This window comes from Synechocystis salina LEGE 00031, assembly GCF_015207985.1.
Taxonomy (GTDB): Bacteria; Cyanobacteriota; Cyanobacteriia; order Cyanobacteriales; family Microcystaceae; genus Synechocystis; species Synechocystis salina.
In genome coordinates this window covers 25456-51592 of record NZ_JADEVV010000013.1, presented here as the reverse complement: position 1 = coordinate 51592, position 26137 = coordinate 25456, and the positions used below count along the sequence as shown (strand labels likewise).

Annotated in this window: 28 protein-coding genes and 4 pseudogenes; 13 read left to right on the top strand and 19 right to left on the bottom strand. The window is 44.7% G+C overall.

From position 1 onward, the window contains the following. The first annotated feature begins 96 nt into the window (after positions 1-96). The 3 genes from recD2 to IQ217_RS06345 all read left to right on the top strand — a co-directional run bounded on the left by recD2 (position 97) and on the right by IQ217_RS06345 (position 4118). On the top strand, positions 97-2301 hold the full coding sequence (gene recD2 / locus IQ217_RS06355; RefSeq protein WP_194019304.1) for an SF1B family DNA helicase RecD2: 2205 nt from the start codon (positions 97-99) through the stop codon (positions 2299-2301). Between the two features lie 123 nt (positions 2302-2424). Then, positions 2425-2859, top strand: a complete 435-nt coding sequence (locus IQ217_RS06350) for a LexA family protein (RefSeq protein ID WP_194019303.1) — start codon at positions 2425-2427, stop codon at positions 2857-2859. Next, complete coding sequence (locus IQ217_RS06345) at positions 2856-4118, top strand: Y-family DNA polymerase (protein ID WP_194019302.1); 1263 nt, start codon at positions 2856-2858, stop codon at positions 4116-4118. The genes IQ217_RS06350 and IQ217_RS06345 overlap by 4 nt, the downstream gene beginning before the upstream one ends. A 129-nt stretch (positions 4119-4247) precedes the next feature. Here IQ217_RS06345 and IQ217_RS06340 read toward each other — a convergent pair whose 3' ends face one another. Continuing rightward, positions 4248-4619 (bottom strand): tetratricopeptide repeat protein, encoded by a 372-nt coding sequence (locus IQ217_RS06340; protein WP_190599914.1) that lies wholly within the window; start codon positions 4617-4619, stop codon positions 4248-4250. 608 nt (positions 4620-5227) lie between these two features. Between IQ217_RS06340 and IQ217_RS06335 the strand changes: the two are divergent. Beyond that, positions 5228-5467 (top strand): annotated as a pseudogene (locus tag IQ217_RS06335) (LexA family protein); the annotation flags it as partial. Between the two features lie 114 nt (positions 5468-5581). Here IQ217_RS06335 and IQ217_RS06330 read toward each other — a convergent pair. The 3 genes and pseudogenes from IQ217_RS06330 to IQ217_RS19365 form a co-directional block, all read right to left on the bottom strand. Beyond that, positions 5582-5953, bottom strand: a complete 372-nt coding sequence (locus IQ217_RS06330; RefSeq protein WP_190599913.1) for an STAS domain-containing protein — start codon at positions 5951-5953, stop codon at positions 5582-5584. 433 nt (positions 5954-6386) lie between these two features. Beyond that, positions 6387-6515, bottom strand: a complete 129-nt coding sequence (locus tag IQ217_RS19200) for a hypothetical protein (protein ID WP_265583622.1) — start codon at positions 6513-6515, stop codon at positions 6387-6389. Positions 6516-6567: 52 nt separating this feature from the next. Then, positions 6568-6868: pseudogene (locus IQ217_RS19365) on the bottom strand (HNH endonuclease family protein). Positions 6869-7088: 220 nt separating this feature from the next. Here IQ217_RS19365 and IQ217_RS06325 point away from each other — a divergent pair. After that, on the top strand, positions 7089-7694 hold the full coding sequence (locus IQ217_RS06325; RefSeq protein WP_190599912.1) for a ParA family protein: 606 nt from the start codon (positions 7089-7091) through the stop codon (positions 7692-7694). After that, positions 7691-7924 carry a hypothetical protein gene (locus tag IQ217_RS06320; RefSeq protein WP_190599911.1) on the top strand — a complete coding sequence of 78 codons (234 nt, stop codon included), beginning with the start codon at positions 7691-7693 and terminating at the stop codon, positions 7922-7924. The genes IQ217_RS06325 and IQ217_RS06320 overlap by 4 nt, the downstream gene beginning before the upstream one ends. A 355-nt stretch (positions 7925-8279) precedes the next feature. Here the strand turns inward: IQ217_RS06320 and IQ217_RS06315 are convergent, their stop codons facing one another. After that, positions 8280-8708, bottom strand: a complete 429-nt coding sequence (locus tag IQ217_RS06315) for a thiol-disulfide oxidoreductase DCC family protein (protein ID WP_190599910.1) — start codon at positions 8706-8708, stop codon at positions 8280-8282. A 133-nt stretch (positions 8709-8841) separates the two neighbouring features. After that, positions 8842-8985: a chlorophyll a/b-binding protein gene (locus IQ217_RS06310; RefSeq protein WP_190599909.1), complete on the bottom strand. Its 144-nt coding sequence runs from the start codon at positions 8983-8985 to the stop codon at positions 8842-8844. Between the two features lie 232 nt (positions 8986-9217). Here IQ217_RS06310 and IQ217_RS06305 point away from each other — a divergent pair, with 232 nt between their 5' ends. The 3 genes and pseudogenes from IQ217_RS06305 to IQ217_RS06295 all read left to right on the top strand — a co-directional run. Further along, a complete protein-coding gene (locus IQ217_RS06305; RefSeq protein WP_190599908.1) occupies positions 9218-9430 on the top strand; it encodes a chlorophyll a/b-binding protein in 213 nt (70 codons plus the stop codon). A gap of 44 nt (positions 9431-9474) precedes the next feature. Beyond that, positions 9475-9726 carry a hypothetical protein gene (locus IQ217_RS06300; RefSeq protein ID WP_190599907.1) on the top strand — a complete coding sequence of 84 codons (252 nt, stop codon included), beginning with the start codon at positions 9475-9477 and terminating at the stop codon, positions 9724-9726. Between the two features lie 106 nt (positions 9727-9832). Further along, a pseudogene (locus IQ217_RS06295) lies at positions 9833-10331 on the top strand (IS1 family transposase); the annotation flags it as partial. 9 nt (positions 10332-10340) lie between these two features. Here IQ217_RS06295 and IQ217_RS06290 read toward each other — a convergent pair. Both IQ217_RS06290 and IQ217_RS06285 read right to left on the bottom strand, forming a co-directional pair. Further along, positions 10341-11711 (bottom strand): nicotinate phosphoribosyltransferase, encoded by a 1371-nt coding sequence (locus IQ217_RS06290; protein WP_194019301.1) that lies wholly within the window; start codon positions 11709-11711, stop codon positions 10341-10343. A gap of 24 nt (positions 11712-11735) precedes the next feature. Next, positions 11736-12755: a bifunctional nicotinamide-nucleotide adenylyltransferase/Nudix hydroxylase gene (locus IQ217_RS06285; RefSeq protein WP_190599905.1), complete on the bottom strand. Its 1020-nt coding sequence runs from the start codon at positions 12753-12755 to the stop codon at positions 11736-11738. A gap of 251 nt (positions 12756-13006) precedes the next feature. Here IQ217_RS06285 and IQ217_RS06280 point away from each other — a divergent pair, with 251 nt between their 5' ends. The 4 genes and pseudogenes from IQ217_RS06280 to IQ217_RS06265 all read left to right on the top strand — a co-directional run bounded on the left by IQ217_RS06280 (position 13007) and on the right by IQ217_RS06265 (position 14502). Continuing rightward, complete coding sequence (locus IQ217_RS06280; RefSeq protein WP_190599921.1) at positions 13007-13312, top strand: recombinase family protein; 306 nt, start codon at positions 13007-13009, stop codon at positions 13310-13312. Between the two features lie 173 nt (positions 13313-13485). After that, positions 13486-13620 (top strand): annotated as a pseudogene (locus IQ217_RS06275) (recombinase family protein); the annotation flags it as partial. A 137-nt stretch (positions 13621-13757) separates the two neighbouring features. Further along, positions 13758-13880, top strand: coding sequence for a hypothetical protein (locus tag IQ217_RS19195; RefSeq protein WP_265583621.1), 123 nt, complete (start codon positions 13758-13760; stop codon positions 13878-13880). Between the two features lie 172 nt (positions 13881-14052). After that, positions 14053-14502: a type II toxin-antitoxin system VapC family toxin gene (locus IQ217_RS06265; protein ID WP_190599919.1), complete on the top strand. Its 450-nt coding sequence runs from the start codon at positions 14053-14055 to the stop codon at positions 14500-14502. A 100-nt stretch (positions 14503-14602) separates the two neighbouring features. Here IQ217_RS06265 and IQ217_RS06260 read toward each other — a convergent pair whose 3' ends face one another. From IQ217_RS06260 to IQ217_RS06210, 11 genes are all read right to left on the bottom strand, one after another. Continuing rightward, positions 14603-15937, bottom strand: a complete 1335-nt coding sequence (locus IQ217_RS06260) for a DUF2254 domain-containing protein (RefSeq protein WP_194019300.1) — start codon at positions 15935-15937, stop codon at positions 14603-14605. 316 nt (positions 15938-16253) lie between these two features. Further along, on the bottom strand, positions 16254-17369 hold the full coding sequence (locus IQ217_RS06255; protein WP_194019299.1) for a fatty acid desaturase family protein: 1116 nt from the start codon (positions 17367-17369) through the stop codon (positions 16254-16256). Positions 17370-18089: 720 nt separating this feature from the next. Continuing rightward, positions 18090-18305 carry a hypothetical protein gene (locus tag IQ217_RS06250; protein WP_190599898.1) on the bottom strand — a complete coding sequence of 72 codons (216 nt, stop codon included), beginning with the start codon at positions 18303-18305 and terminating at the stop codon, positions 18090-18092. 76 nt (positions 18306-18381) lie between these two features. Then, positions 18382-19626, bottom strand: a complete 1245-nt coding sequence (locus IQ217_RS06245) for an FAD-dependent oxidoreductase (RefSeq protein WP_194019298.1) — start codon at positions 19624-19626, stop codon at positions 18382-18384. A 63-nt stretch (positions 19627-19689) separates the two neighbouring features. Next, positions 19690-21228 carry a phytoene desaturase family protein gene (locus IQ217_RS06240; RefSeq protein WP_194019297.1) on the bottom strand — a complete coding sequence of 513 codons (1539 nt, stop codon included), beginning with the start codon at positions 21226-21228 and terminating at the stop codon, positions 19690-19692. Between the two features lie 80 nt (positions 21229-21308). Beyond that, entirely contained in the window at positions 21309-21545 is a 237-nt protein-coding gene (locus IQ217_RS06235) for a SpoIIAA family protein (RefSeq protein ID WP_338116568.1), read from the bottom strand. Between the two features lie 200 nt (positions 21546-21745). Beyond that, entirely contained in the window at positions 21746-22150 is a 405-nt protein-coding gene (locus tag IQ217_RS06230; protein WP_190599903.1) for a hypothetical protein, read from the bottom strand. Positions 22151-22257: 107 nt separating this feature from the next. Further along, on the bottom strand, positions 22258-22497 hold the full coding sequence (locus tag IQ217_RS06225) for an HPF/RaiA family ribosome-associated protein (RefSeq protein WP_228024240.1): 240 nt from the start codon (positions 22495-22497) through the stop codon (positions 22258-22260). 85 nt (positions 22498-22582) lie between these two features. Further along, the gene (locus IQ217_RS06220; RefSeq protein WP_190599894.1) at positions 22583-22903 is read right to left on the bottom strand and encodes a P-II family nitrogen regulator; all 321 of its coding nucleotides are present in this window, start codon (positions 22901-22903) and stop codon (positions 22583-22585) included. 226 nt (positions 22904-23129) lie between these two features. Beyond that, entirely contained in the window at positions 23130-23555 is a 426-nt protein-coding gene (locus tag IQ217_RS06215) for a hypothetical protein (RefSeq protein WP_190599893.1), read from the bottom strand. Between the two features lie 55 nt (positions 23556-23610). Then, entirely contained in the window at positions 23611-26028 is a 2418-nt protein-coding gene (locus tag IQ217_RS06210; protein WP_194019296.1) for a phosphoketolase family protein, read from the bottom strand. Positions 26029-26137 lie beyond the last annotated feature (109 nt).

Below are 26137 nucleotides of genomic sequence, written 5' to 3'. Positions count from 1 at the left end.
TGACTAATTAAGTAACGGCAGATGGCATTTCAATTGCTTTGGAAAAAGGCTCAACCATAGCATTATCAACGCTTATGGGGTATTCAAATATTATTGATGGAGAAATCAACAGATTATTTAACTGGGGTAATAGAGCGAATTACTTTTCACTCTGAAGAGACTGGATACACCGTTGCTCGACTCCAAATCCCTAGAGCAAAGGAATTAACAACGGTGGTGGGTAATTTTGCCAATATCCAAGCGGGGCAAACCCTTAAATTACAAGGAATCTGGAAGGAACATCCCAAATATGGTTCCCAGTTCCAGGTTAGTCAATACCACGAAACTAAGCCGGCAACTTTGACGGGGATTGAAAAATATCTTGGTAGTGGCCTAATCAAAGGGGTGGGGCCTGTGACAGCAAAAAGGATTGTGGCCCATTTTGGTTTGGAAACCCTGGAAATTATTGAAGGTGAAAGCGATCGCCTGATTGAGGTGCCGGGCATTGGCAAGAAACGGGTCAGAATGATCCAGAGTGCCTGGGCAGAGCAGAAAGCCATCAAAGAAGTGATGCTTTTCCTCCAGGGCCATGGGGTTTCCACCACCTATGCGGTCAAAATTTATAAGCAGTATGGGGATGATGCCATCAGGGTGGTCACTGATAATCCCTACCAATTGGCGGACGATATTTTCGGTATTGGTTTCCTGACGGCAGACAAAATTGCCCAACAGGTCGGCATTGCCCCCACTTCCAAGTTTCGTTACCGGGCCGGCATTCTCCACACCCTTGGTGAAGCAGCGGAACAAGGCCATTGCCATCTTCCCCAACCAGAATTGGTCAAAGAGGCGATCGCCAAGCTAAGCACGGAGGAATTTGAAGCGACGGTGGAAACAGTGCTGGCAATAGTTGGGGAAATGGTGGCGGCTCAGGACTTAATAGAGGAAGTATTGAGTGTAGAAGAAATTCTACTGTTCAAGCCCACTTTCTACCACACCGAATGCAAATTGGCGAGTTATGTGACGCAAAAGTTAGCCAATGGACAAATGGTAGATACAGCAAGGGTAAAAAGCTGGATTAGCCGCTATACGGCAAAAAAAGCACTGGAATTGTCTCAACAGCAATATAACGCCGTGTTTCTAGCGGCCAGTGCTGGGCTAATGATCCTCACCGGCGGCCCAGGAACAGGGAAAACCTTCACCACCCGCACCATTGTTGCTCTTTGGAAGGCCATGGGTAAAAAAATTGGACTGGCGGCCCCCACTGGGAGAGCGGCCCAGCGGTTAGGGGAAATGACGGGGCTAGAAGCAAAAACCTTGCACCGACTATTGGAATTTGACCCCAATACCATGGGCTTCAAGCGTAATGAAGATAACCCTTTGCCCTTTGATGCGGTGATTGTGGATGAAGCTTCCATGCTGGATTTATTCCTGGCCCATTCCCTCCTCAAGGCCATTTCCCCCAAGACTCAATTGCTGTTGGTGGGGGACATTGACCAGTTACCCTCTGTCGGGCCGGGGAATGTTTTGCGAGATTTGATTGCTTCCCAGCAGATAACCGTAGTCAGGTTAAACCAAGTTTTTCGCCAAGCGGCGGCCAGTGCCATCATTCGCCATGCCCATCAAATCAACCACGGGCAATATCCTCAAGTGGAAACCATTTCTGACCAACCCCAATCGGATTGTCTTTGGCATAACGGCGGCACGGAACCAGAGCATGGAGTTCAGTTAATTGGGGAGTTACTAACGGATTTTATTCCCAAGCAAGGTTTTAATCCCCGCCAGGATGTCCAGGTATTATGCCCCATGCAACGGGGAGTAATCGGTACTCGCAACCTCAATGCCGTGGTGCAATCTATCCTCAATCCACCCCAGGAGAATAAGCCCCAGCTCCAACGGGGAACCACCATTTTCCGCCTCGGCGATCGGGTTATGCAACTGAAAAACGACTATATTCGGGAAGTCTTCAATGGCGACCAGGGCACCATCACTGCCATTGATAAGGAAGAACAAATATTGACCATTACCTATGGCGATCGCCCAGTAGATTATGATTTTGCTGATTTGAATGAGATTGGTTTAGCTTGGGCCATCAGCATCCACAAAAGCCAGGGTTCGGAATATCCCGTGGTTATCCTGCCGTTGTATATGCAACACTTCCTTCTACTGAGCCGCAACCTTTTTTACACCGGACTTACCAGGGCAAAACGGTTGGCTTTAGTGATCGGTTCTTCTAAGGCTTTGGGCTATGCTGTGCGGCAACAGCAGGAACGGCAACGCTACACCAGGCTCCAGGAAAGAATTAAAGGGGGAGATCTGATTTAGTTTGGCGATCGCCTTGAGTAACTTCAGTTTGCCGGGAAGTGAAAATCCTCAATAGGTTATGACTGTTACCTTCAACCTAGAAAAGTTTTAGTACAGTTGATGGTGAAGCTCTCTCCATAAATTATGCCTTCCAACGTCCTGCCAGAAATTTACCGCCCCAGTCGGCGAACGGTTTATGAGCTGCCCCTTTACGCTTGTCCAGTATCAGCCGGTTTTCCCTCTCCAGCGGAGGACTATTTAGAGGGCAAGTTAGACCTCAATCAATATCTAATTAAACATCCTGCTGCCACCTTCTTTGTGCGAGTGACTGGGGATTCGATGATTGGGGCCGGGATTCATGCCGGGGATATTTTGATTGTGGATCGTTCCCTGGAGCCACGGGACGGCAAGGTGGTGATCGCTGTGGTCAATGGGGAATTATTAGTTAAACGGTTGCGGATGGAAAAGCAAAAAATTTATCTAGCTTCCGAAAATTCTGACTATCCGCCCCTGGTCATCACCGATTTAATGGACTTTGAAGTGTGGGGTGTGGTCACTAATGTGATTCATCCCCTATGAACAGCATTGCCCTGGTGGATTGCAATAATTTCTATGTGTCCTGTGAGCGGGTCTTTCAACCCCTATTAAACGGCAAGCCAGTGCTGGTACTTTCCAATAATGATGGTTGTGTGGTGGCGAGGTCATCAGAAGCTAAAGCCTTAGGTATCAAGATGGGAGTGCCGCTGTTCAAAATTCGAGATTTGGTTGAGCAACACAATATTCAGGTTTTTTCTTCTAATTACTCTTTGTACGGCGACTTATCCCACAGGATAATGACTAGCCTGCAATTTTTTAGCCCCGTTGTGGAAATTTATTCCATTGATGAAGCGTTTCTGGAACTAACTCCAAATCAAAGTAATACGAATTATGGGAAAGAAATTCGGCGTTGCCTTAAACAATGGATAGGCATTCCCGTTTCTATTGGCATTGCCCCCACTAAAGTACTGGCTAAGGTGGCGACCGATGTGGCAAAACAATCCGGGGTTGGCACATTTTGCTTAGACCAAGCAGAAGCGGCTGATCCTATTTTGGCAACGATGCCGATCGCCGATATTTGGGGCATTGGAAAACGCTTGGAAAAGTGGTTTACCGCCAGGGGCATTTCAACAGCCTTGCAATTTAAACAAGCCAATCCTGAACTTGTCCGCAAAAAAATGGGAGTGGTGGGACAACGGCTATTACTAGAACTCCAGGGGATTTCCTGTTTGCCCCTAGAACTAATTCCTAATCCAAAGCAAGAAACCTGCGTTTCCCGTTCCTTTGCCCAGGCGGTGACCACATTGGATGAATTACAAACGGCGATCGCCTTTTTTGTCAGTCGAGCGGCGGAGAAACTGCGGCGACAACAACAAACCCCAGCAGTGATGATTATCTTTGCCCGCACTAGCTTTTTCATTGACCAACCAATTTCCATCTCCCAGGCGATCGCCCTGCCGACCCCAACTCATTACACCCCAGAATTACTGAAGTTAGCTCAAGCCTCCCTCAAACAAATCTTTCGACCCCATCATCCCTACAAAAAAGCTGGCGTGATAATGACAGGGCTACAGTCAGAACGGATTGTGCAAGGCAATCTTTTTGAACAACCACGGGATACGGAACGACAACAGCGGCTTATGCTGACACTAGACCGGCTTAATAAACAGTTTGGCAGGGAAACTGTCGGTTTTGGTCTTTTGGAGAAACAACAGAATTGGCGGATGAAGTCCGACTTACGCTCTCCTCGATTTACAACGGCTTGGGATGATTTGCCAGAGGTCAAGGCAGGATTTTACTAGGGGTTTAAAACCTCATTGGAAAACCTATCCGTCATGGCGATCGCCAATAAAGCTGGCGTTTGGGCTAATGGGGATGCAGAGCGTCCTTGGGATTGGCGCAGGGCTTGTCATAATTTATTTGTACATCATCTATTCCCACCATCGCTTGATTGTTTTTTTAGTCTCCATTGATTTTAAATTTGATTCCATTTCTTCAATAACTTCAAGGTCAATAGAATTATTTTTCAGAAATTCTCTGGCAATCTTTACTGCTTTTTTCATAAACCAAACTGCTTTTTTATAATCACCAGTTTCATAATATAGATAAGCGAGACCTTCAAACCCGTCCTGGTGATTGGGTTGAGAACGGGTGAGCATTTTAAACTTAATTTCTGCTTGTTCATAGTTTTTATTGCTTAGAAATTTAAACCCTTCATTTGCCCAATTCTCATCATTTTCTTTACCAGCTTTAAGACTGGGAAACTCTTTTATTATTTCTGCGATGTAATTTTCTTTGCTCATGTTTTTCTATACCTATTCTAAATTTTCACTATCTAGCTATACTATCACCCCCCAATTGCCCTTCCTTTAACTCACATCCCCAACCATCCCCATCTTTATCAAGTTGGTGGTCATCCTTGCCTGTAACCCTGACTGGCTTTTGATTGTCGGGAATATCAGAACAATTCACATCGCGGTCAGCAGGTAAGCAGAGGTCAGGGTAAGACGGATGGCATTCAACCTGAGAAGGTGTGTGCTTAGGGCAAGCAAAAATAATTCAATCATTTGACAATCGCCATCAAGCAATTCAGCGGGGCTAACGAGGCTTACATACATTACATAAGAGACTCCCCGACCATCAGCGGAATTTTACCGGGGGTTTAATGGCGATCGCCAAAAGTTCTTGCTGGTCACTGATGGAAAGCAAAGTCCGCCCGGCTAAAGCCCGGCTTTCTGTGGGGTCTATATTTGATGGCACCGTGGATTACCACCGTGCATTGAAGAATGTAGGCGATCGCCTTGAGTAACCTCAGTTTGACAGGAAGGGAAAATTCTCAATAGGTTATGGCTGTTACTTCCAACCCAGAAAAGTTTTAGTACAGTTGGTGGTGAAGCTCTCCCCATAAATTATGCCTTCCAACGTTCTACCAGAAATTTACCGTCCCAGCCGGCGAACGGTTTATGGGCTGCCCCTTTACGCTTGTCCAGTATCAGCCGGTTTTCCCTCTCCGGCGGAGGACTATTTAGAGGGCAAGTTAGACCTCAATCAATATCTGATTAAACATCCTGCTGCCACCTTCTTTGTCCGAGTGACTGGGGATTCGATGATTGGGGCCGGGATTCATGCCGGGGATATTTTGATTGTGGAATGTGGCAGGTTCTTATGACAGGGAAAAACCTAACTCTCCCTCTAGGCTGGGAGGGCTACCACTATTGACCAATTGCTCAGGCTGCAATTTAAACTTTATTTTTTTCTAAAAGCTCTATTCGTTTAGGATTTTGCGCTGAATATTGATGAGATATTGATCTAATTCTTCAACACTAGCAAAAATAGATTTCGTTGGCATCGCCTGGACAATTTCAAAGACTTTTTTAACCTGGGGTTGTAACCCCAATGCACAGACATTACCTTTATGTTTGTGCATAATTTGTTGCAGCTTGAGCACCACCCTCAGCCCTGCACTACTGATGTATTCTAAATGGGTGAAATTCAGAATAGCACAGTGAATATCTGGGGTGATGACTTGAAGAATCAATTTCTCCAATTCCGGTGATGTTTGGCTATCGAGACTACCCTCCAGATGAATTTGTTTCGAGCCAGTCCTTGGTTCATCCACACTGGTAGTTAGGGGCATAGGTCAACTTCCTATTGGCACTACTTATTCAAAGTTAAATCAAAGTATCATCTAAACATTATGACTAAATTACGCACCGCATGAATAATTCCAATTCTCCATCTCCCGCCGGCTATTTGCTGGGAGCATCCCACTTTAGCAAAAACAGGGAAAATGGGAGGGTAAGCGTAGGAGAGTAAAGACCAATGAAATCAGAAGACAAAGAGTGACCTTGTCCCGAAAAAGTGGACAAATCCAAAGAGGGCTTAGTTTTAGCAGTAGGAAAATTTGGGTCGCTTATCTAAACTGCCCCATTTGCGATGTTTGGCTTTACGAGTCTGTCTAACGAGAAATCAAGGTTTTCGGGTAATTAGGCGGCGAAACTGTCTCATTTATGGTCATAAATGGGACAGTGGAGATTCAGATAAGCTATAAAATTTGATGTCTGAAAGCATTACTGGATAAAACTTTCAGCCTTAACGACCAAAATTTTTCCGTTGCTAATACTAAGCCCCAACCGACTAACCCGTTCCACCAGGGGCAATAGTTCATTATCTCCAATATAAGAAGCAATAGCAGTCAAAACTTAAATGGGAACTCGGTGGCATTAGAGGAAATAATTATTCAAAAGGCTTTCAGCAAAATTCTAGCGATAATTGCCCCGGTGTCACATTCCCCTGTTGCCTGCGGTGATAGTAAAGATGACAAGGCAAGCAAAGGGCCATCAAATCACTAGGGGAATTATTAGCTGGATCATAATCGCTATGATGCACCGCCATCCTGAGTCGATAGCGTTCCTCCTTCAACAAACCCTTCCCCTCCCCAGGCTCAAGACATTGCACCCCGCACCCCGCACCGTTCACAGATCCAATTAACGGACTGCTTTTTGACGGCAGCTATATTTTTCCAATCTTGAGGATAACGGTCATTTTTCATACTTAACCCCTAGTAAAAATTTTGGCACTTTGCTTGGAGTATTGGTAAAGCATTGGAGCTAAAAATACGGTTAGTTACCATGCTAAATTGTTAGTGAACTGCATACGCAAATAATCAGGGAACAAAACCAACGTAAAATAAGGTCTTAAAGTGCGTACTCACACGACCAGCTTATCAAACTGCTGAATTGTTAATTATTCAAACTTTCAAACAATCAAGTATGATTATTACCGTTGCCAGTTTTAAAGGCGGGGTAGGAAAAACAACCACAGCAGTTCATCTCTCGGCGTACCTAGCACTCCAGGGAGACACCTTGTTGATAGACGGCGACCCAAATCGCAGTGCAACCGGCTGGAGCAAACGAGGATCACTCCCATTCAAGGTGGTTGATGAAAGGCAAGCTGCCAAGTATGCGCCCAAGTATTCCAACATCGTGATTGATACCCAAGCTAGGCCGACGGATGAAGATCTGGAAGCCCTTGCTGATGGCTGTGATCTGTTGGTCATTCCTTCCACACCAGATGCCCTCGCCCTTGATGCCCTGATGCTAACGATTGAGACATTGCAAAAGCTGGGAAATAATTGCTTTCGGATTTTGCTAACAATCATTCCCCCTTATCCCTCCAAAGATGGTGACGAAGCTCGACAGTTACTAACTACTGCGGGATTACCCCTATTTAAAAAAGGCATTAAACGCTATTCCGCCTTTCAGAAAGCATCCCTAACCGGTGTCGTTGTTTCTGAAGTAACTGATTCCAAGTCCCGCATTGCTTGGTCAGACTACAAAGCGGTTGGCAAAGAAATTATTGAGGAAATTTTGATATGAGCAAATTTAAAGGAATTTTAGATAGCCATAAAAAACCGACCCCGGCAGAAACCCAAGCAAAAGCCAAGACAAAAGGCAAACGCAGCGATCCCGACTATGAACAGGTCTCTGCCTATATCCGCAAGGAAACCTATAGGAATGTCAAAATTGCTCTGCTCCAAGAAGCAGAAAAACGAGACTTCTCCGATCTAGTTGAAGCTCTGTTATCTGAATGGTTAAGTAACCAGTGAAGCGAGTACGCGAATCAGCGGTTAACCACAACTTAAACCTTGTCTGTGATAGCTTCTACGTAAAACAGTGGACAGCTAACAATCTGCATACGCAACAGGTCAAGTAATTGAGTTGACTTTTTTTTCGAAGATGCGCCGCAAAGCGGCTTTCGGCAAGATCGACACTCTCAAAAAAAATTACTAGGGGCTCGTGTTCAATCTTCCAATCCGATCCAAATTCTCCGGGTCAAATAACCAGTGCAATAATTCAGCTATGGAGCTATGGGTAGCGCCCCAGTGGGGGTCATCACCTGTCATTCTTTGCCCCCATGCTGTTTTTTTTTGCATAACCCGCCGAAAAGATACATTTCAAAAATTAGTCAGGATTTTTGAAGGATGCACAGCCAATCGCATAGGGTGAACCATAAACATCATCGCGTTTCCCAAACCATTGATAGCGATTGTCACGAAGCTGTTCATAGAAACGATCACCAATCCATTGCACTCCCGGTAGTAATCGGTAGACAGTAATCAACTGAGCAGCAGCAGGAAATTGACGGGCGATCTCTTCCGCTGCCTTACTTCCCTGCCAGCGCAGATCGGGCTGGTGAGCATCAATGAGAATCATGCCCAGCTCACAGTCAGCGGCTGAAATACCAAACCGACCCAGCGTTTCTATATCCTGCATCGGGATATAGTCAAAGCTCGCACCTTGATCAAGTTGTTCAAGCTGCTGAACAAAGCCCACACACAGATTACATAGACCGTCATAGATAATGTGAAAACTGACAGCGATTTTTGACATTACTTGTTAAGGACTTCTGACTTTGTTGACTGATAAGTGCTTAGACTAACCCTCAGGTCGATTTCAGTAAGAATTGACAGGCTCGCCGGAGCAAAATATGAAGCAAGCACTCCGGCTAACCCGCTAGGAGTCTCTACATCAGACCAATTTGAGCAAGAATACCCTGACCTGTCAAAAGCTCAGTAGCAAGACCAATAAAGAATCCCAGCATTGCTAAGCGCCCATTCCAAGTCTCTGCAAAAGCAGTGAAGCCAAATTTAGTGGTTTGATTGTCCATTGCGGTAACCTCCAAAAGGAAAAAACGCGGTTTGTTAATTTTTGTTACTTCTATTATAAGTTTATTTTCTTTTACTTGACATTTAAGCCAGCTTGCCTATGAGCCCATGAGGGTGGCTGGAGCACCAAAGCGAACCGAGTACTATATCAGCAGGCTTAAGTCAATAATTTGACATAAATCGTTACATAGTGTTACGCTATGTTTACACAACGTTACAAAAGAGAACTCAGACATGACTAGCCGTGGTTTCCGTCTCGACCAAGACAATCGCCTCAACAACTTCGCCATCGAACCCCCCGTCTATGTCGATGAAACCGTGCAAGCCGGTTGGACTGAGTACGCTGAGAAAATGAATGGTCGCTTTGCCATGATTGGCTTCGTTTCTCTGCTGGTGATGGAAGTAGTCACTGGTCACGGCATTGTGGGCTGGCTCCTGTCTCTCTAAGTTTTCGACGTTTACAGTTTTTCAATCACCCAGAGGTCTTAGCTATGAATGCTGATGTGGATATCTATCAAAATAAAGATTTGTTTGCTCCCGTTGTCTTCCGTGAGGGCTTCAACAACTTTCAAGCCATCAATGCTAACCAGGCTTGGTCTTTACTTTTCACTGGCGGACAGGAAGATAAGCAGTTAGAAGGTAGCCCCGAGTTGGGTCGCTTCTTTACCTACTTACTGGTAGCGGTTGGTGTTTCTACTGTGCTATGGGGCTACTTCTTCAGCCGCTTTGCTCCTTTCCTGTAAGCGCTTTCTCGGTTTTCTCCTCTTTAAACTTTCGGATTTTCTTCACACCCACTAGCTGGGTGTTTTTTTTGTTTATTTACCTCGCCATGGAGAACTTGGGCCAGCAGTTTCAGGGCCTTGGTTACAACAGTATGTCAATCAAAAATACGAAACCTTACCCCGGCAAATGGAAGTCTCTTCAAAAAAAGGGCTATTAACGATCCAATGTGATGAGATGTGGTCATTTGTAGGGAATAAACAACGAAAGTATTGGATTTGGCTGGCTCTAGATGTTTAAACCTGTGAAATTGTGGGGGTTTATGGGGGAGATCGTCAGTGCGCTGTAGCTCATACGGATTTCTGGCAAGCCTACAGCAAGGTGTTTCCCCGCAAGAGACATCAGCCAGTGGGAAAAGAAACAGGGAAAACCAATTATATTGAGCGTTTCAACTGTACTCTGCGCCAGAGAGTATCTCGGTCAGTGCGCAAGACATTATCTTTCCCCCAAAAAACTAGATAATCACATCGGAGCTATCTGGCTTTTTATTCAACATTACAATGCTTCCTTACTTCTTGAAGACCAGCCTCTATCCTACTCTGATCTCCAAGGGATAAAAGTAGGATAAGAATTTAAATCAAGTATTTCTAGGCCAAGCCCGCTGGCGAATGGTATCTAAAGATTGCCCTTGCAGTAACTGTCCATTTTCATAGACAACTTCTAATAAATCCTCGGAAGAATTAGATACAGTTTGATAACCAAATTCGTTTTTAACTAGGGATAATCTCCCTTTTTTACTAGCTTTACTAGGGTCAGTAATGGGATCTTTATAAACCGGAATCGCCTCGCCAGCTACAGTAACCTCACTACATTTCATAGCAAATTTTTGGGTATCTCGGTTCACTTTTTGTAACAGGGCTCCCCCCATACCAAAAGCTAAATTAGTGCTACTAAAACCAAGACTCTCAGTCTTTTTTAAAATAGCCGTGATACTCTCTTCATCAACCCCATCCCCTTGGATTACCCGCATAGCATTTAAAACTCGATAGCCTTTGCTGTTAAGTGTACTACCAAAACGAGCTTCCAATTTTTCCAACGTTTTAGCCACAATTTCCATCGGATTACCCGAATCAGGACGAATAACCACCGTTGCCCCCGAATCAAGCACCTGTTCCCGCAGGTAATCACCCCAGAGATGATCAATGGCATTCCAAAGATCATAAGAATCGGAAACCACGGCCAGTACCGAACCAGATTTAGCAAATTGGGTCAACATATTTTGGTAGGCCAAAACTTCTCCTTCTCTCCCCCAAGCTGTAATAGTAGAATGCTCAGCAGCAGGAATCGAATAGGCCGCCATGGGAGAGTTGTAATATTTCTGCCCGTAAACTAAGGCTTGTACTGTGTCAGAACCTTGAAAATTAACGAGGTGAGCTAGCCCTCCAATGCCTGATGATTCCAAACTAGAAACCCCCCGTGCCCCAAAATCATGGAGTTTGAAATTAATTTCACTATCAGGATCATCCGCAGTACGCAATAGGGATTCATAGATCAGTTTTTTCAGATGCCAACTTTGGGTTGCCACGGTAGTTGGATACCAAACCCGCATCAATAATGTTTCTAACCAGGAAACCAACCAAAATACTTTCGTATCTGTGGATTCCACTGTCATCAAAACATTATGAATAGGGATAATCGAGCCTTCAGGTACTGCTTTAATACGTACAGGTAAGCGACCTTTTAAATCCTCGGCAATATATCGCCAACCTTCATAATTAAACGGTAAGCCGTGGGCTGTTAAAAGACTATTCGCTTCCTCCACCATCCAGGGTTGAATAGACTGAATAAGATATCGTTTTAAAATATATTGCAGACCAAAAAAGACAGTAATAGGATATTTTCCTCCACGACTTTCCACATAGGAATACATAGCCGTTGTATCAGGAGGGTATTGCAACCAGTGGCTTACTTTATAGGAGTCCACATCGAGAATTAAATTAGTATTCATGGTAGATAATTGAAGGGAATGTATTTAAACTTTGCTGACAAAATGCTGAACAATCTGAAAATGATCTTCGTAAATTTGCTCTTCTTGGGCGTAAAGATCTGCTAAAGACATCCACCATGCTTTCTGGGCATCATCGCCCCCTTTTACAGTCGGTAATTCGCCCCCTGGCAATTGGATAAAGTAAGCGTGGGTAATAGTTCGTCCCCGCAGAGATCGTACCGGGGAATCAAAAACATGACTTTCTACAATGGAACCTCGTAAAACCGGCAGGGGAACCTTAAGGCGGGTTTCCTCCTTGAGCTCCCGTAACATTCCTTCAACTAAGGTTTCATTTTGTTGAATAAAACCCCCAGGCAAAGCAATTAGCCCTAGACCGGGTTTAGCCTTACGGCGTACCATCAATACATGACCTGCTTGCACCACCACCGCATCCGTTGTTACAAAAGTGGGAGCATAGGGAGCCGTTGCCCAAGCCTGTTTGTAAGCCTGCAAAAATTGATATTCATCACAAAGATCAGTGTAGCGTTCACTATTTTGAAAAGTCTGCAAATAATCGGCGATCGCCGGGGGAATTTTATTGAGGTAATTGCTCTTTTCACCTTTAAAATAAGCGGCACGAATAGTAGTAGAACTGAGATCAGAATAGTGACCTGTTTCTAAATAATCCCATTGGGGAAACAAATTCAAATAGTAAGAAGAAGAATCCTTACGATGACCTAAAATCACAACGGAATCGCAGACTGCAGTAATTTCTAAAACCTGCTGTTGAACCGCGGCCAACCAAAGATTATCGCTGTAAAGCCAATCCCGTACCGCTAAAAAATGTACCCTTAGCAATATCTCAGGGCTTAAACAAGCTTGAATCATCGCAATCCTTTCTTCTGATCGCCAAGGGTTACGGGTATCCGCAGCCACTCGATGACTACCTAAAATCAGAATTACTTGTTCCGCTTTTTCAAGGGCAAGTTTTAGCGTGCGTAAATGTCCTAAATGGAAAGGTTGGAATCGACCAATATAGATTCCGTATTTATATTTAGTTTTCATACCAGACTCCCTGGATGGCTAACATCCTCTCTCCGAGGATTAATTCGATTATAGTAGATTTTACCAAAATATGGCATCCAAATTTATATCGGTTGCATTTTCGACCAAGTTCAGTTTGGATTTAGACTTGCAGATGGCGGAATTTCAATTTAATTGAGAGAGGGATGAGAATGAAAGCAATAGGTTACGTCAGGGTCAGCACTGAAGAACAGGCCACCCAGGGGGTAAGCCTAGATGCCTAAACGGAGAAAATTCATGCCTATGCCTCCTTATATGACATTGAACTTCTGGAAATCATCACTGATGCCGGGGTAAGTGCCAAAACTCTGGAGCGTCTCGGCTTGGAAAAAGCCCTCAAAATGCTGGAAGCAAGAGAAGCTGAGGCCCTGGTCATCGTCAAACTAGACCGCCTGAACCGTTCTGTCCGTGACCTTGATTGCCTGCTGGAAAAATATTTTTCTGAGCGTTTTTCCCTGATGTCCGTGGGGGAACAGGTTGATATCAGAACAGCGGCAGGGCGGTTAGTCCTCAACGTTTTAATGTCGGTGGCTCAGTGAGAACGGGAAACCATCGGGGAAAGGACTAGTACGGCATTACGGCACAAAAAAGCTCAGGGAGAATATATTGGCGAAGTTGGCTTTGGCCAGCAAGTAGCGGACAAGAAATTAGTCAGGGCTGAGAACCATAACCTTGTGGAAATGATTGTTCAACTGCGGCAAGAAGAGGAACCCTAGAGGCGATCGCCAAAAGACTGAACGAGTCGAGGGTAAAAACAATGCGTGGGGGAAGATGGTATGCCAAGACAGTAAGTAACATTATCAATAGAGAACATAAATTTTTAAGAAAAAGTGGTGATTTTTTGTAAAGGAGGGTCATCATCTTTTACAATTGCCTATTCTCATTAAGGGAGCTTACTGCCTATTGTCGGTTGGGCAACTGCCAACAAATACGAATGCCAAGAATTTTAGGCTAGAATCTGACTAGATATAGTCAGGTAAAAAGATGGCCTCGTTTACTGCCCCATCCGATAATTCCGCCTCCCAAGGACTAGATACCCTGCAAACTTGGAAATTGGAAGATGCCAAGGCCCGTTTTAGCGAACTGGTACGCTTAGCCCAGGCATAAAATCCCCAGCTTGTCACAGTGCGGGGTAAAGATGCCGCAGTGGTTCTTGCCGCTGATCAATTTGCTAAACTTTTGCCCTTGATGACACAACCCAATATCCACGAATTTCTTTCCCAGTCCCCCCTGAATCGCTTGGATTTTGACCAGTCCAGCGTCCAAAGTCCCGTCAGTTATGAAGGGTTGGCTATTAGATACCAACGTAATTTCAGAACTTCGCAAGGAGAATTGTCATCCAGCAGTGAAAGCCTGGGCCGGTCGCCAATCTCCCACCTCTTTTTATCTCAGTACCATTACGATGGCGGAAATTCGTTTTGGCATAGCAAAGACTGAAGACAAGATATTTCGTCAGGAATTAAACCAATGGCTAGATCAGGTTTTGCGCCCCTGGTTTGGAGAGCGCCTTTTGGGGGTAGATGAAGATGTAATTTTGCAGTGGCGATGGCTAGTGGAAAGGGGAAAAAAGCAGAACTACACCTTCAGTCAACCGGATTTATTTATTGCGGCGGGCACGCAGTGTGCCTTCGGCATCGCCATTGTCCATGAGCTGTGCGTTGTAACTCGCAATGGAGGGGACTTTGAAAAATCAGGGGTTCCCGTCTTTAATCCATTCCTTTTTAGTTGATAAAACACTAATGTAGATGAGTAAGGTGAAGAATTTCCCTTGTGGGCGATCGCCTAATAACCACGACTCGCGGGAATAGCGACAGCCTTCTTCTTGTTGATTAAGTTTGAACTATCGCTTTCACCGCAGCAAGATACCGCTCTTTCACATTTTGGTAGTCTAAATTCTCCGCAATTCCCTCCTGGCTACCGCGTTCAATCATATCGGCATGACGCAGCAGTGTGGTTCGGTCTGATGTTCGGTGAGTAAAGGGCGCGATCGCCGTGATCGCCTCTAACAACCGCATTGTGACTGCGACACTTGACTTTCCATACTGCCGAATCTGGTTAAAGGCCGCATCTGTCGCATCAGTGAATGAGATCGGTTTAGCGATGATCCGAAGCTGATTCTGGTCGTCGTAGCGATAGGGAGAAGGCATTTCCCTTTGGGCTAAATGACAAAGGGCAGCGCTAAGTTGATCGATGCAGCGGATGGCAGTAAAGGGATCATTAATGCCTGGAGAAAGGGCACGTACCGCAATCTCAACCAGTTGGTCTATGGGAAACTCCATATCTTGCTGCTCCGTGCGCTGGGAACCAAGAACAAAGGCATTATTGATCTGGGCTATAAGCTTCTTGTTTACCTTTTCTTCAGGAAAGACCTGTACCAGTTCACTTCCCTTTATCACAAAGCGACCAGGACGTTGTTGAACCCAGAATAACAAGTTATTGTCCGTCGCAATCTGCATCAGTTGGTTGTCATCAATCCCTTGAATATAGCCACTGAAAATAGTCTTAATTGGACAGGAAAATTGATCAAAATCGGTAGGAATAGCAGCTAGACTCTTCTCCTGTGGTTGGTTTAATGTGCTCCGTCCAATTTTTTCAGGAAAGAGCCGATCAATCGCAACATCAAGATCATTTCCCACTTGTTTAATGACCTGATTGACCTGAATCGATGAGGCTGAATGATGAATAAAATAAATCAATACACCAACGCTAGCGATCGCCAAAGCAATGCCGATGGTTACTGCTAGGTGGGGGACAAACTCATCTTTTTCTACCCCATTAACTGTTCGTAGCACCATCAAGCTGTATACAAAAGTAGAAATGAAAGTTCCCAATACAATTTGGTTGCCCGTGTCTTGCATGAAGTTCCGCAGCAAGCGCGGCCCAAACTGGGAAGAGGCTAGCTGAAGTGCCACAATCGTAATAGAAAAGGCAGTGGTGGCCACAGTCACCATTGAACCGGCGATCGTAGAAAGAATAGCCCGTGAACCACTAGGCCCTAGAGAATAAGCCCAGTCTATTTTTTCGACAATAGTGACTTTTTGGTTATGGTCAATCCAGATAGTAATAAACGAAAGTGCGATCGCCAGCATCACCATCAGGGTTGGCACAAACCAGAAGCTGGAATGTAATGAGTCCCACAGTTTAGCGAACTTAGGGTATTTCATCGATGGTAATGTCAATAAGTGAATTGATTTAGCGTTGCCATATTAGTCATTCTCAAGCATTATCTTTACCTTTGAAAGCTCTTGATGTTGCTCTTGGCTAAGCGTCAGATACTTGAGATTCAGTTCCTTTAACTGGGTGTAAATGATGCTCGCCACAACTAGACAAGTAAACCATTTGTGATCGGCGGGGATAACTTAGATTTTTATTGGGAGCGCACTAAGATGTGTTTGCCCTAAGATTGTGTCCGAGGTATTTGAACAATTATTAATCGCCCTTGCCAAAAAAGATTCAAAAAATCTAACAAGTGGTTCTCATTTAACAAGTAGTTCCCATTTTTCGTAGCCAACGATAATGGGATAATAATCCTGACCAGAAAGAAGCATGTTGGTTATATTTTACTCCATATTCTCGACAGGTCTTCTCCACGACTTTAGATAGTTCAGGATAGTTAATATGGCAGATATTGGGAAATAAATGATGCTCGACTTGGAAATTCAATCCACCCAGTAGCCATGTCATCAAATGGTTATGCCGAGAGAAGTTTACCGTCGTTTCAATCTGATGCACTGCCCACTCTTTCTCAATGAGACTTGCTCCGGCAATTGGTAATGAAAAATCGGCTTCTTCGACCACATGGGCTAGTTGAAATACGACGCTCAGCACTACTCCCAAGGTAACAGCGACTAATCCATAGCTCCCTAAAACTTGCCATAGCCCATGAAATTGTAACGGAATCGCAAAGGCAAGTGAAAAAAATACCAGTTTGCCACCAAAAAATATGACTAGATTACTGGACTTAGGACGTAGATAGCGACGATCGCCAATTTTGCCAGTGATTAGACAATGAAAATCATCATAAAAATGCCACTTAATCGCTAGTAATCCATACAATAACCACAAATAATAATGTTGCCAATGATGGAAGGCTAATTGTGGATGAGAAGGAGAAAGTCGCCCAAAAACCCCCACGTCCACATCCATGTCATAACCAGCAATATTGGTATAAGTATGATGGAAAAAATTGTGCTTCCAATGCCAAATATAAGAACTGCCGCCAATCAAATCTAAGCTCATCGCCATAAGCTTATTAACCCATAGCGAATCGGAATATGCGTGATGTGCGCCGTCATGTTGAATACCAAAACCAATGCCTGCGGTAACGACACCGAGCATGATGCACAAGGGAATTACCTGCCACCACGTTTGAGCCACAAAAACTAATAGAGAATATAATCCGAAAAAGCTAAGCAACAAGATAATGGTTTTCGCATACATTTGTGGACAATCACGAGCCTTGCGACTAGGATCTTGAAAAAGTTCGTCAACCCTTCGTCTCAGTTCCGTCTTAAACCCACTATTCTTAGCAAACTTTAATTTTTTTGCTGTCTCTTTTTCAAGAACCATAGACTGATGAGATTCATTGACTTGCATCCTTTTGTCCCATACTTAACACTCAATCTTGGGTAACCGATCAAGAAGCTCTTTTGTAGTAAATCTAAATCAGTTGTGAGAAAAGCTGTATTCAAAGCCCCACTTTATTAAGGGGGGGGATCTCATTTAAAGTTGTTATTCTTCCATTTTATCAATATTTCAACACCATTTCAATATCGTTTTTTTCAGAAATAAATTAAACCTACTTGTTCTAATACATTTAAACGTACAAATATATGCGTCGTAACAACATGGCATTAATTGAAACAATAACCGTCGAAATACCCATTTCTGGACAGACATAATCTAGTGAAGGGTGATCACCTAAAAATCACAACTAACAAAGTCGGAGACCGTCATTTCCCCACGATGCACCTTATCAGTTTATTTGTCTTAAACTTCGTTGGCGATCGCCGCAAATTCATTACTTAGCTTGTTCTTTAAAAACCTAAACTTAAGTTGTAGCTAACTGCGGGGAAAGCTGAGGTTTACTGGAGCTACAGCGGAGTGCGTAACAGTATGGGAAAAGTTTAACTCCAAAAATCTCCGCTGGTGGAAGATTAACTATCCAACATAGTCTCACAATCCACTGTAATCCCAAAAAACGATCGCACTCGCACTCATTTAAAGTCAACAATTTAGTTGTGTTCCTAGGCATTGATCTATAAAATAATCAAGAGTTGCTGTTGTGGTGAATAACCTACTGTTATAACAATTTCACTAGTCTGAAAGGCAGTTTTCGGGGAGTTTTACATCATATCCGTTACTTTGATCAATCATAGCTTGGGTACATTCTTTTTGCTTAAAGTAATACTCCATTTCGGAAACAATTGCCGGATCAACATCAACACGGTCAGGTTTATAAGTTTGACGCCAAAGAATCAATGAGAATGTGATCATGCTAAGAATAATTGCAATAATATAGAGTTTTTTCATAGTTTTTAAATGGATACAGCGGAGTGGATAACAGTATGGGACAGATTTAACTCCAAAAATCCCCGCTAGTGGAAGATTAACTATCCAACATAGTCTCACAATCCGCTGTAATTAGTTGAGCAACTCGATAGGCGGAATCAATTGCCCCTCCATGCAAGCCATCACCAAGATAGGCTCCCGCGTGGTAAGTATTATTTTCGCCATTCGTTTCAATCACTTCATTACGGTATCGAAAAGACTCAGTAGTATAAAAAGGCGTGTGATGTTCCTGTGTATGAATGATGCGATCTTTTGCGATCAATTCTTCCAATTGGAACGATAAAAAATGATGTTGGTAGGACGAAGAAATCGCGCAAAGTTGATTCAAATAGCCGTTATAACCCCAGCCATTTTTTGTCTGAAAAAAATCAAATTCTGAAGGTGTCTTAACATCATGGGGAGCATACATAGAACTATCGCGATGAACAATACTGGTTATATAATTTGCTTTCCATGCAGAAAATCGTTTCGCTTCCGCCTCAGTTGGGTCTGCTAATAAAGCCATTACTTGGTCTGGTGGTGTCGCAAATACGACCTTATTAAATTCCTGCATTTCACCTGTCGTTCGTACCACTTTCACCGCATCCAAACTTCTGGAAATATGAGCAATCTCTGCATTCAGTAAAGTCTCACCTTTAAATCGTGCCAAGATTTTTTCGATGTAAGTATATACACCGCCTTTAACCCTGATCCAATCGACTGAAATGTAATCGAGTAACATCGGAATTGCTAACTCTGCGGGGAAATCATCAATCAGTTCAAACGGCATAGAGTAGCTGTACATAACCATTAATTTCAGCCAAGTATTGCGGCTGCAAGGACGTCTTAAGTAAGCCGATAGCGGTTGATCATGGAAATCTCGTGTCTTAGCAAATCGCACTTTTAACCAGACTCCAGCAGAACGGGCGTAGATAGTATCGAGGCGTAAATGTTCGATTAGGGCGTGGAAACCTGAAAAATTCTTATCGATCGCCACTCCCGATAAAAAGTGGTTACCATCTTTGCGAAACATGCCAGAACCAGTCCTGACAGGTTCTAGATCCACCTCTAGCTCTTCCATCAACGTCATAAAGCTATGAAATGCCGTTGGAAATTCAAGCACTCCACTTTCTAAAACTTCATCGCAATCGGCTTGGTTCGGCTTCAGATTTTTGTTCAGTGTCCGAATATGTCCTCCCAATATCGGCTGCCTCTCAAACACAGTAACCTGATGTCCTTCTTTATCGAGCAAATAGGCTGTAGCCATTCCACTAGCTCCGCCACCAATAATCGCAATTTTCATAACTGACCTCCAAATTAACAATAGAAATAATTCACAAATACTTATCTGTTTTGATGTTGCTATTTAGCGATCGCCTAAGATCTGATCGTCAGATAATCGTTGATAGAGCAATGCGCCTGTCCAGACTGTGGGAGCAAAACCCGGATAGCCAGATGAGGCATTACAAAAATAGAACTGTTTGAGGGATGTTTCGTAATTTAATCGCCCCAACCCCATATTTTTGGGAGTTAACTTAGAGCCGTAGGAATTGCCACTAGGACTCCAACAAAAACGCTCATTGGTAGTGGGGCTGCCCGTGATACCAAAAACCATGTATTTTCTGAAATTTGGCACATAGTTTTTTTCTACAACATCAAGAATAGAATCCAAGATTTCTTGTTTTTTTTGCCGATAAGCTTTGGGATCGCTATCCCCTAATTGATTAAAGTAATCATAATTTGCTACAGTCAAAAATTCTACAATCTGGCAATCTTCAGGGCAGTCCCGACTCGCTTTGGTCAATAAAGTGGGCGTTGTAATCGCAAAACTAGGATTAGAAAAATCATGGCGATCGTACATTTGGGCGAAGGCTTCATTGAGATCCTGATGCCCCGTATGAAAGAGATTCCACTTGCCAAAACCGTAGTCCCGCAGATCAAGATCTTTCACAACGCAGTACGCCATAAAGTTTGATGCCGAATATTCATAGTCCAGTTTGCGACGCACAGTTTTCGAGAACTTTTCGATCCCAATCATCTTGGCGGCTCTTTTGGGATCAATATTGCAAATCACAGTTTCACCCGTAAATTCATTGGTTTGGTGGGTGGTGAGATTGATTGCCTTAACGCCAGTCACCGTTTTATCTGTAATTCTAAAATTCGTGACTTCATGGTTGAGCAGCACCTCTCCCCCGTGAGATTCGATCACTGTAACCAACGCATTGATCACACTTTCAAACTGTTGGGTGGGATAAAAAGCCCCTGCTTGATAACCTCGGAATAAGGCGACCCACGCATAAAATGAGAGTTGATTTGGTGGCAGTAAAAAATCTGGCCATTGTAGAGCTAATAAGGTTTGGGCAGCTTGGGGCAACTGAAACTTATCAAATACATCTTGAAGGGTGCTATGGAGATACTGGACAGCACACAATACCTCACTTGGATGTTGGAGTAGCTCCACGGGCTTGATTGGCGGCGATAACTTTTTCAAACCTGCACCAGTTTTTTCTACATCATTGATGAATTTGCGCAGGCGATCTCCATGGTCAGGGAACAGTGTAGACAATCGTTGGATTAGTTCTTCTGGTTCCGAGGGAATGTCCAAGGCATAACCCGGCATTCGCATATGGTCAAAGCCCTTGGGGTCGTACCGCTCAAAGGTTATTTCCTGATCCAAGCCCAGTTTTTTGAGGACTTTGTTAACCGTTTGCCCTGCGCCGCAATCCCAGACATAGTGAAATTGCGCGTTAAACGTATATTTCTTCGCCATCGTAAAGGTATGTCCATAACCCCCCGGATGCTCATGGGCTTCGAGAATTTGCACAGTCTTGCCAGAGTTGGCCATCAAAGCCCCAAAGGTCAATGCTGATAAACCACTGCCGACAATTAGATAATCTGGTTTCATTTCTCGATTTCCTCAAATAAATATTAACTAGCTAGATGGCCAATCTTTAGCAATAAATTGTGATTTTATTTGCCCAAACATCATTGGCGATCGCCACTGATCCATTGCTTAGCTTGTTCTAGTTCCCCATTCGGAAACAATTTAAATTTAGTGGGAATTAGCCATTTAAAAGCCCAGGTCATGGCGCGCAACCAACCTACATCAGTGACCACCGCAATTTTTTCCCATTTATTCCAATGCGCTAACCCAAATTTGCCATCATCCCAAAGCGCCATCATCGAAAAGTTACTGAATTTATTGCCAACATGATAGAGAATACGTATTTTTCATATTTGGTGATCTTTTCTTCCACCATCGGTATATGTCGGATGTGCTGGTGAATCGTCTCGTCGTAAAGGTTGTCATTCCCCAATGTACTGGCCAAAATCGGGCGTGGTGACCAGCATTCTTGCAGTGTCTATTAGTCTTGGACATACATAGCGGGTTGCTCCACTCTGTAAGGTCTTCACGATGCTATTCAATTGGCAAAGTGTTGACGAATCATTGCTACGAGTTGAGGCTCGGTCAGATTATCAACCGTTTCAACCCCAACAATCTTTGCGCCGATGTGATTTTTTTCCAGACGCTTTTGCAGTTCATGCTTAGCGACACCTGGCCCTACGATCAAAATCGAACTTGCATCACGAATATATCGAATGATCTCGTCGTAGTAAGTATTGAGTTCTGCGGTCAGCACCTTCTGACGGCTGTAATCTGCGGGTACTTGAAGGGCTTCATAGGAGCCTTTCAGGGGTGAATCCCCAGTCCGTTGGAGCTGTTTTTCCGCATCTGCGAGGATCTCGCTGATCTTTTCTCCTTGCTCTGTAACCGTCACGATAGTCGCCTTGTTTTGGTCGATCCATAGTCCTATTTTTGTATTCATTTGAGACAGAGGTGGGTCAGTCCGATGACTCGCTTCGTGCTCTAGTCGCCCCAGGGTGTGCTCGATCACGTGGGCTAATTTCTCGGCAGCCCCGTCAACAGCATGGTCTAGGGTCTCTGCCTGATGGCTTGCCGCGAGGGGTTGGTGTCCTGTGGACGGGCTTCGATCATGCAGCGCATATTGTCATGGCCGTCCTTCTTGTCGCTGTTCTCATCGCTTAGGTGAACATCAACGTTAGTCAGGCGATCGCCGAATTGGCTTAGACTCTCTTCCACCACACCAGTGAAATGAGTGGCCAGTGCTTCGTGACTTTCGATGTTATGGCCGGTATGAATTTGGATTTTCATGATATTCTCCCGCTTGAATTTTGATTGGCTTAATATTCAGAGTGAGTGATGCGATCGCCATTTTTTTTATAAAAAGAAACTGAAATCAAATTATCTCAAACCCAGTCAACGCTTCGACATTTTGTCGGAAAGCGATTAAGGCATGATTAGATTGATACTCGACCAGACCGGAGAAGATATCCTCGGAGACTTCCCGGGACACAACGGTTTTGATTTCAAAATTAGTGTTATAGCTGACCATATCTCCCCGACGGCTGCCATGGCGACCTACGCCCTGAGCTTGGGAGATAGTATAACCAGTTACTTCTAAGTCTTTCAGCAGATTGATAATACGACCTTGCAAGACGTTTTCACCAATGATGATAACCAATACAGCAGTTTCAATGGATGGGGATGAGGCGGACATAGGTAATTCTCCAAAATAAAGATTTAATTTCGTCACCGAAGTGGCTTTCAATAGCGCAAGATAGCAGCGATCGCCTCTTGCGTAGATAAACCAGCTTCCAAGTCGGCTTCTGGTTCAGATGGAATTTCAAAGCCATGATTCAACACTGTTACCTCCATATTTCAATCCGTCACCGAAACGCCTTAACCCGTCAAATTTCACCTTCATGGATTTGTCCTATCGCAGCTTATTTTTCTGTAATTCCCACAGCGGCTTCAGCATCGAGTCGGGCGGCGATCGCCGCTAAGGTTGCTTCTTCGGCTTCATCCATCGCCGCCATTGCCAAGAAGGTCATGGTAGCGGCATAGTCTTCAGCTTTATCGGCCCGATGTTCGAGTTTCTCCGCTTCACGATTAGCTTTCCATTCTTCAATATTCGACATCAGCTCAGATTCTTTTTCTTCCAACTGAGTTTTGAGCTTTGCCCGGTAATCATCAAATTCTTGTTTTTTTTCATCCAGATTTATCTTTGCCTTATCGAGGGTAGATTGAATCTCAGTTTGAGTTTTTTTCGGTAAAGATTGAATATTTTTCTTTAGTGAATTCAGGCGATCTTCCACCGCTTCCAAATTGTCGTGGAGTTGCTTGGTAAAGTTGTCAATTGCAGTACTCATGATGTTTCCTTTAGTATGTTAAATCGATCAAAATAGCGGATTTCTTTGGCTTGTTTTAGGTCAGTACAGGCATTTTTCCTCGCAAAGGTTTGGCTGGCAATGTTGAATCTGGACTCCATTTCCAGTTACGAATTTCTGGCAAGTCTTGGCCATTCTGGTTAATGTATTGCCTGTGGTGGATTAGTTTGGCCTCCATCATTTGCTTTAGTTCAGCCCCTTTAAAGGCTAATTGCGGCAGGCGATCAATCACGTCCATGACCAAATGAAAGCGATCAAGGTCGTTGAGCACCGTCATATCAAAGGGCGTGGTGATTGTGCCTTCTTCCTTATAGCCCCGCACATGGATGTTGCCGTGGTTGGTGCGGCGGTAGGTCAAGCGGTGAATTAACCAAGGGTAGGCATGGAAGGCAAAAATCACGGGTTTATCCTGGGTGAAGAGCGCGTCAAAATCCTCATCACTCAACCCGTGGGGATGTTCCCTTTCCGGTTGTAGTCGCATCAAATCAACAACATTCACCACTCGGATTTTTAAGTCGGGCAAATGCTCCCGCAGAATCGAAACGGCGGCAAGGGTTTCTAGGGTCGGCACATCGCCACAGCAAGCCATGACCACATCGGGTTCACCGTCGGTACTAGCCCAGTCCCAAATGCCAATGCCTGCAGTGCAATGTTTGACAGCTTGCTCCATCGTTAGCCATTGGGGGGCTTGATATTTACCTGCAATTACCACATTGACGTAATGACGACTGCGCAAACAGTGATCCCACACCGACAACAAGCAGTTGGCATCGGGCGGTAGATAAACACGCACGACGGAAGCTTTTTTATTGACCACATGATCGATAAAGCCGGGGTCTTGGTGGGTGAAGCCGTTGTGCATTTGTTGCCAAACATGGGAAGCCAGTAGGTAGTTTAAAGAGGCAATCGGTCGTCGCCATGGTAGCTCTGCCGTTACTTTTAGCCATTTGGCGTGCTGGTTAAACATCGAGTCGATGATGTGGATAAACGCCTCATAACAGTTGAACAGCCCATGTCGCCCCGTGAGTAGGTAACCTTCTAGCCAGCCTTCACATTGATGCTCGCTCAACATTTCCATCACTCGACCATCGGCGGCAAGGAACTCATCGTTAGCTTGGGTTTCGGCATCCCACTGGCGATCGGTCACTTCAAATACCGCGTTCAATCGATTGGAGAGGGTTTCGTCGGGACCAAAAATTCTAAAATTGCGCTGCTCTTGGTTGAGCTTGGTTACGTCTCGCAGGAATACACCCAGTTCATGGGCATCGGCAGCTTGAACCGATCCGGGGGCCGGTACATTCACCGCGTAGTCCCGAAAGTCTGGCACGATCAGGTCGCGTAGCAGCATGCCCCCGTTGGCTTGGGGATTTGCACCCATACGGCGATCGCCCTCAGGTGCTAGTTCAGCTAATTCCAGTTTCAATCGCCCTGATTCGTCGAACAGTTCCTCTGGTCGGTAGCTCCGCAGCCAGTCTTCCAAAAGCTTGAGATGTTCGGGATGCGATCGTGGATCGGAGAGCGGTACTTGATGGGAACGGAATGTGTCTTCGATCTGAACGCCATCCACCCATTTGGGTCCCGTCCAACCTTTAGGCGATCGCAGCACAATCATTGGCCAGCGGGGGCGTTTGGTGTTGCCATTGTCACGAGCTTCATGCTGGATCTGTTTGATGTCGGCGATCGCCTGATCGAGGGTCGTTGCCATCGCTTCGTGCATTAATTCTGCCTCATGGCCTTCCACGTAATAAGGAATCCAGCCATTTCCCCGCAGCAACTGGTCTAATTCTTCTGGCTCAATGCGGGCGAGGATGGTTGGATTGGCAATCTTGTAGCCGTTGAGGTGGAGGATCGGCAGTACCGCACCATCGGTGGCAGGGTTGAGAAACTTGTTGGAATGCCATGCCGTTGCCAGTGGACCAGTTTCTGCCTCACCATCGCCTACGACACAGGCCACAACCAGATTGGGATTATCAAATACCGCCCCAAACGCATGACTAAGGGAATAGCCCAACTCGCCGCCTTCGTGAATTGAGCCAGGGCATTCTGGTGAGGCGTGACTAGGAATACCGCCGGGAAAGGAAAATTGTAAAAAGAGCTTTTGCAGTCCGTCTGCATCCTGACTAATGTTGGGATAAATCTCGCTGTAAGTACCTTCCAGATAGGTATTCGCCACCACCGCTGGGCCACCGTGTCCGGGGCCAGAGACGTAGATCATATCGAGGTCGTATTTTTTAATCGCCCGATTCAAATGCACATATATAAAGTTCTGACCCGGTGTCGTACCCCAGTGACCCAGCAGCATCGGTTTAATGTCTGCCAAGGTGAGCGGACGTTTGAGCAAAGGATTGTCAAACAGGTAAATTTGCCCCACCGATAGATAGTTGGCAGCCCGCCAGTAGGCATCAATTTTGCTCAGAAGTTGTGGCGTAAGGGTTCTGGTTTTTATCTGTTGCATAACTTAGGGAGGAGTTAAAGAGAGATAACTAATCAAATGTCATTCGGGACATTAAATTGTATTTGTACAGTTTGAATCGAGCGTTCACAGCATAAAGATTTGCTACACG

Bases quoted from the DNA above. Each gene is read 5' to 3' on its own strand.
- IQ217_RS06215 (WP_190599893.1), bottom strand. From the start codon at position 23,555: ATGAGTACTGCAATTGACAACTTTACCAAGCAACTCCACGACAATTTG.
- IQ217_RS06330 (WP_190599913.1), bottom strand. From the start codon at position 5,953: ATGCCCCTAACTACCAGTGTGGATGAACCAAGGACTGGCTCGAAACAA.
- IQ217_RS06300 (WP_190599907.1), top strand. From the start codon at position 9,475: ATGAATGCTGATGTGGATATCTATCAAAATAAAGATTTGTTTGCTCCC.
- IQ217_RS06225 (WP_228024240.1), bottom strand. From the start codon at position 22,497: ATGAAAATCCAAATTCATACCGGCCATAACATCGAAAGTCACGAAGCA.
- IQ217_RS06265 (WP_190599919.1), top strand. From the start codon at position 14,053: ATGAAGGGTTGGCTATTAGATACCAACGTAATTTCAGAACTTCGCAAG.
- IQ217_RS06315 (WP_190599910.1), bottom strand. From the start codon at position 8,708: ATGTCAAAAATCGCTGTCAGTTTTCACATTATCTATGACGGTCTATGT.
- IQ217_RS06240 (WP_194019297.1), bottom strand. From the start codon at position 21,228: ATGAAACCAGATTATCTAATTGTCGGCAGTGGTTTATCAGCATTGACC.
- IQ217_RS06350 (WP_194019303.1), top strand. From the start codon at position 2,425: ATGCCTTCCAACGTCCTGCCAGAAATTTACCGCCCCAGTCGGCGAACG.
- IQ217_RS06325 (WP_190599912.1), top strand. From the start codon at position 7,089: ATGATTATTACCGTTGCCAGTTTTAAAGGCGGGGTAGGAAAAACAACC.
- IQ217_RS06305 (WP_190599908.1), top strand. From the start codon at position 9,218: ATGACTAGCCGTGGTTTCCGTCTCGACCAAGACAATCGCCTCAACAAC.
- IQ217_RS06245 (WP_194019298.1), bottom strand. From the start codon at position 19,626: ATGAAAATTGCGATTATTGGTGGCGGAGCTAGTGGAATGGCTACAGCC.
- IQ217_RS06285 (WP_190599905.1), bottom strand. From the start codon at position 12,755: ATGAAAACTAAATATAAATACGGAATCTATATTGGTCGATTCCAACCT.
- IQ217_RS06260 (WP_194019300.1), bottom strand. From the start codon at position 15,937: ATGAAATACCCTAAGTTCGCTAAACTGTGGGACTCATTACATTCCAGC.
- IQ217_RS06210 (WP_194019296.1), bottom strand. From the start codon at position 26,028: ATGCAACAGATAAAAACCAGAACCCTTACGCCACAACTTCTGAGCAAA.
- recD2 (WP_194019304.1), top strand. From the start codon at position 97: ATGGAGAAATCAACAGATTATTTAACTGGGGTAATAGAGCGAATTACT.
- IQ217_RS06220 (WP_190599894.1), bottom strand. From the start codon at position 22,903: ATGTCCGCCTCATCCCCATCCATTGAAACTGCTGTATTGGTTATCATC.
- IQ217_RS06290 (WP_194019301.1), bottom strand. From the start codon at position 11,711: ATGAATACTAATTTAATTCTCGATGTGGACTCCTATAAAGTAAGCCAC.
- IQ217_RS06320 (WP_190599911.1), top strand. From the start codon at position 7,691: ATGAGCAAATTTAAAGGAATTTTAGATAGCCATAAAAAACCGACCCCG.
- IQ217_RS19195 (WP_265583621.1), top strand. From the start codon at position 13,758: ATGGCCTCGTTTACTGCCCCATCCGATAATTCCGCCTCCCAAGGACTA.
- IQ217_RS06345 (WP_194019302.1), top strand. From the start codon at position 2,856: ATGAACAGCATTGCCCTGGTGGATTGCAATAATTTCTATGTGTCCTGT.
- IQ217_RS06250 (WP_190599898.1), bottom strand. From the start codon at position 18,305: ATGAAAAAACTCTATATTATTGCAATTATTCTTAGCATGATCACATTC.
- IQ217_RS06255 (WP_194019299.1), bottom strand. From the start codon at position 17,369: ATGCAAGTCAATGAATCTCATCAGTCTATGGTTCTTGAAAAAGAGACA.
- IQ217_RS06310 (WP_190599909.1), bottom strand. From the start codon at position 8,985: ATGGACAATCAAACCACTAAATTTGGCTTCACTGCTTTTGCAGAGACT.
- IQ217_RS06230 (WP_190599903.1), bottom strand. From the start codon at position 22,150: ATGAATACAAAAATAGGACTATGGATCGACCAAAACAAGGCGACTATC.
- IQ217_RS06340 (WP_190599914.1), bottom strand. From the start codon at position 4,619: ATGAGCAAAGAAAATTACATCGCAGAAATAATAAAAGAGTTTCCCAGT.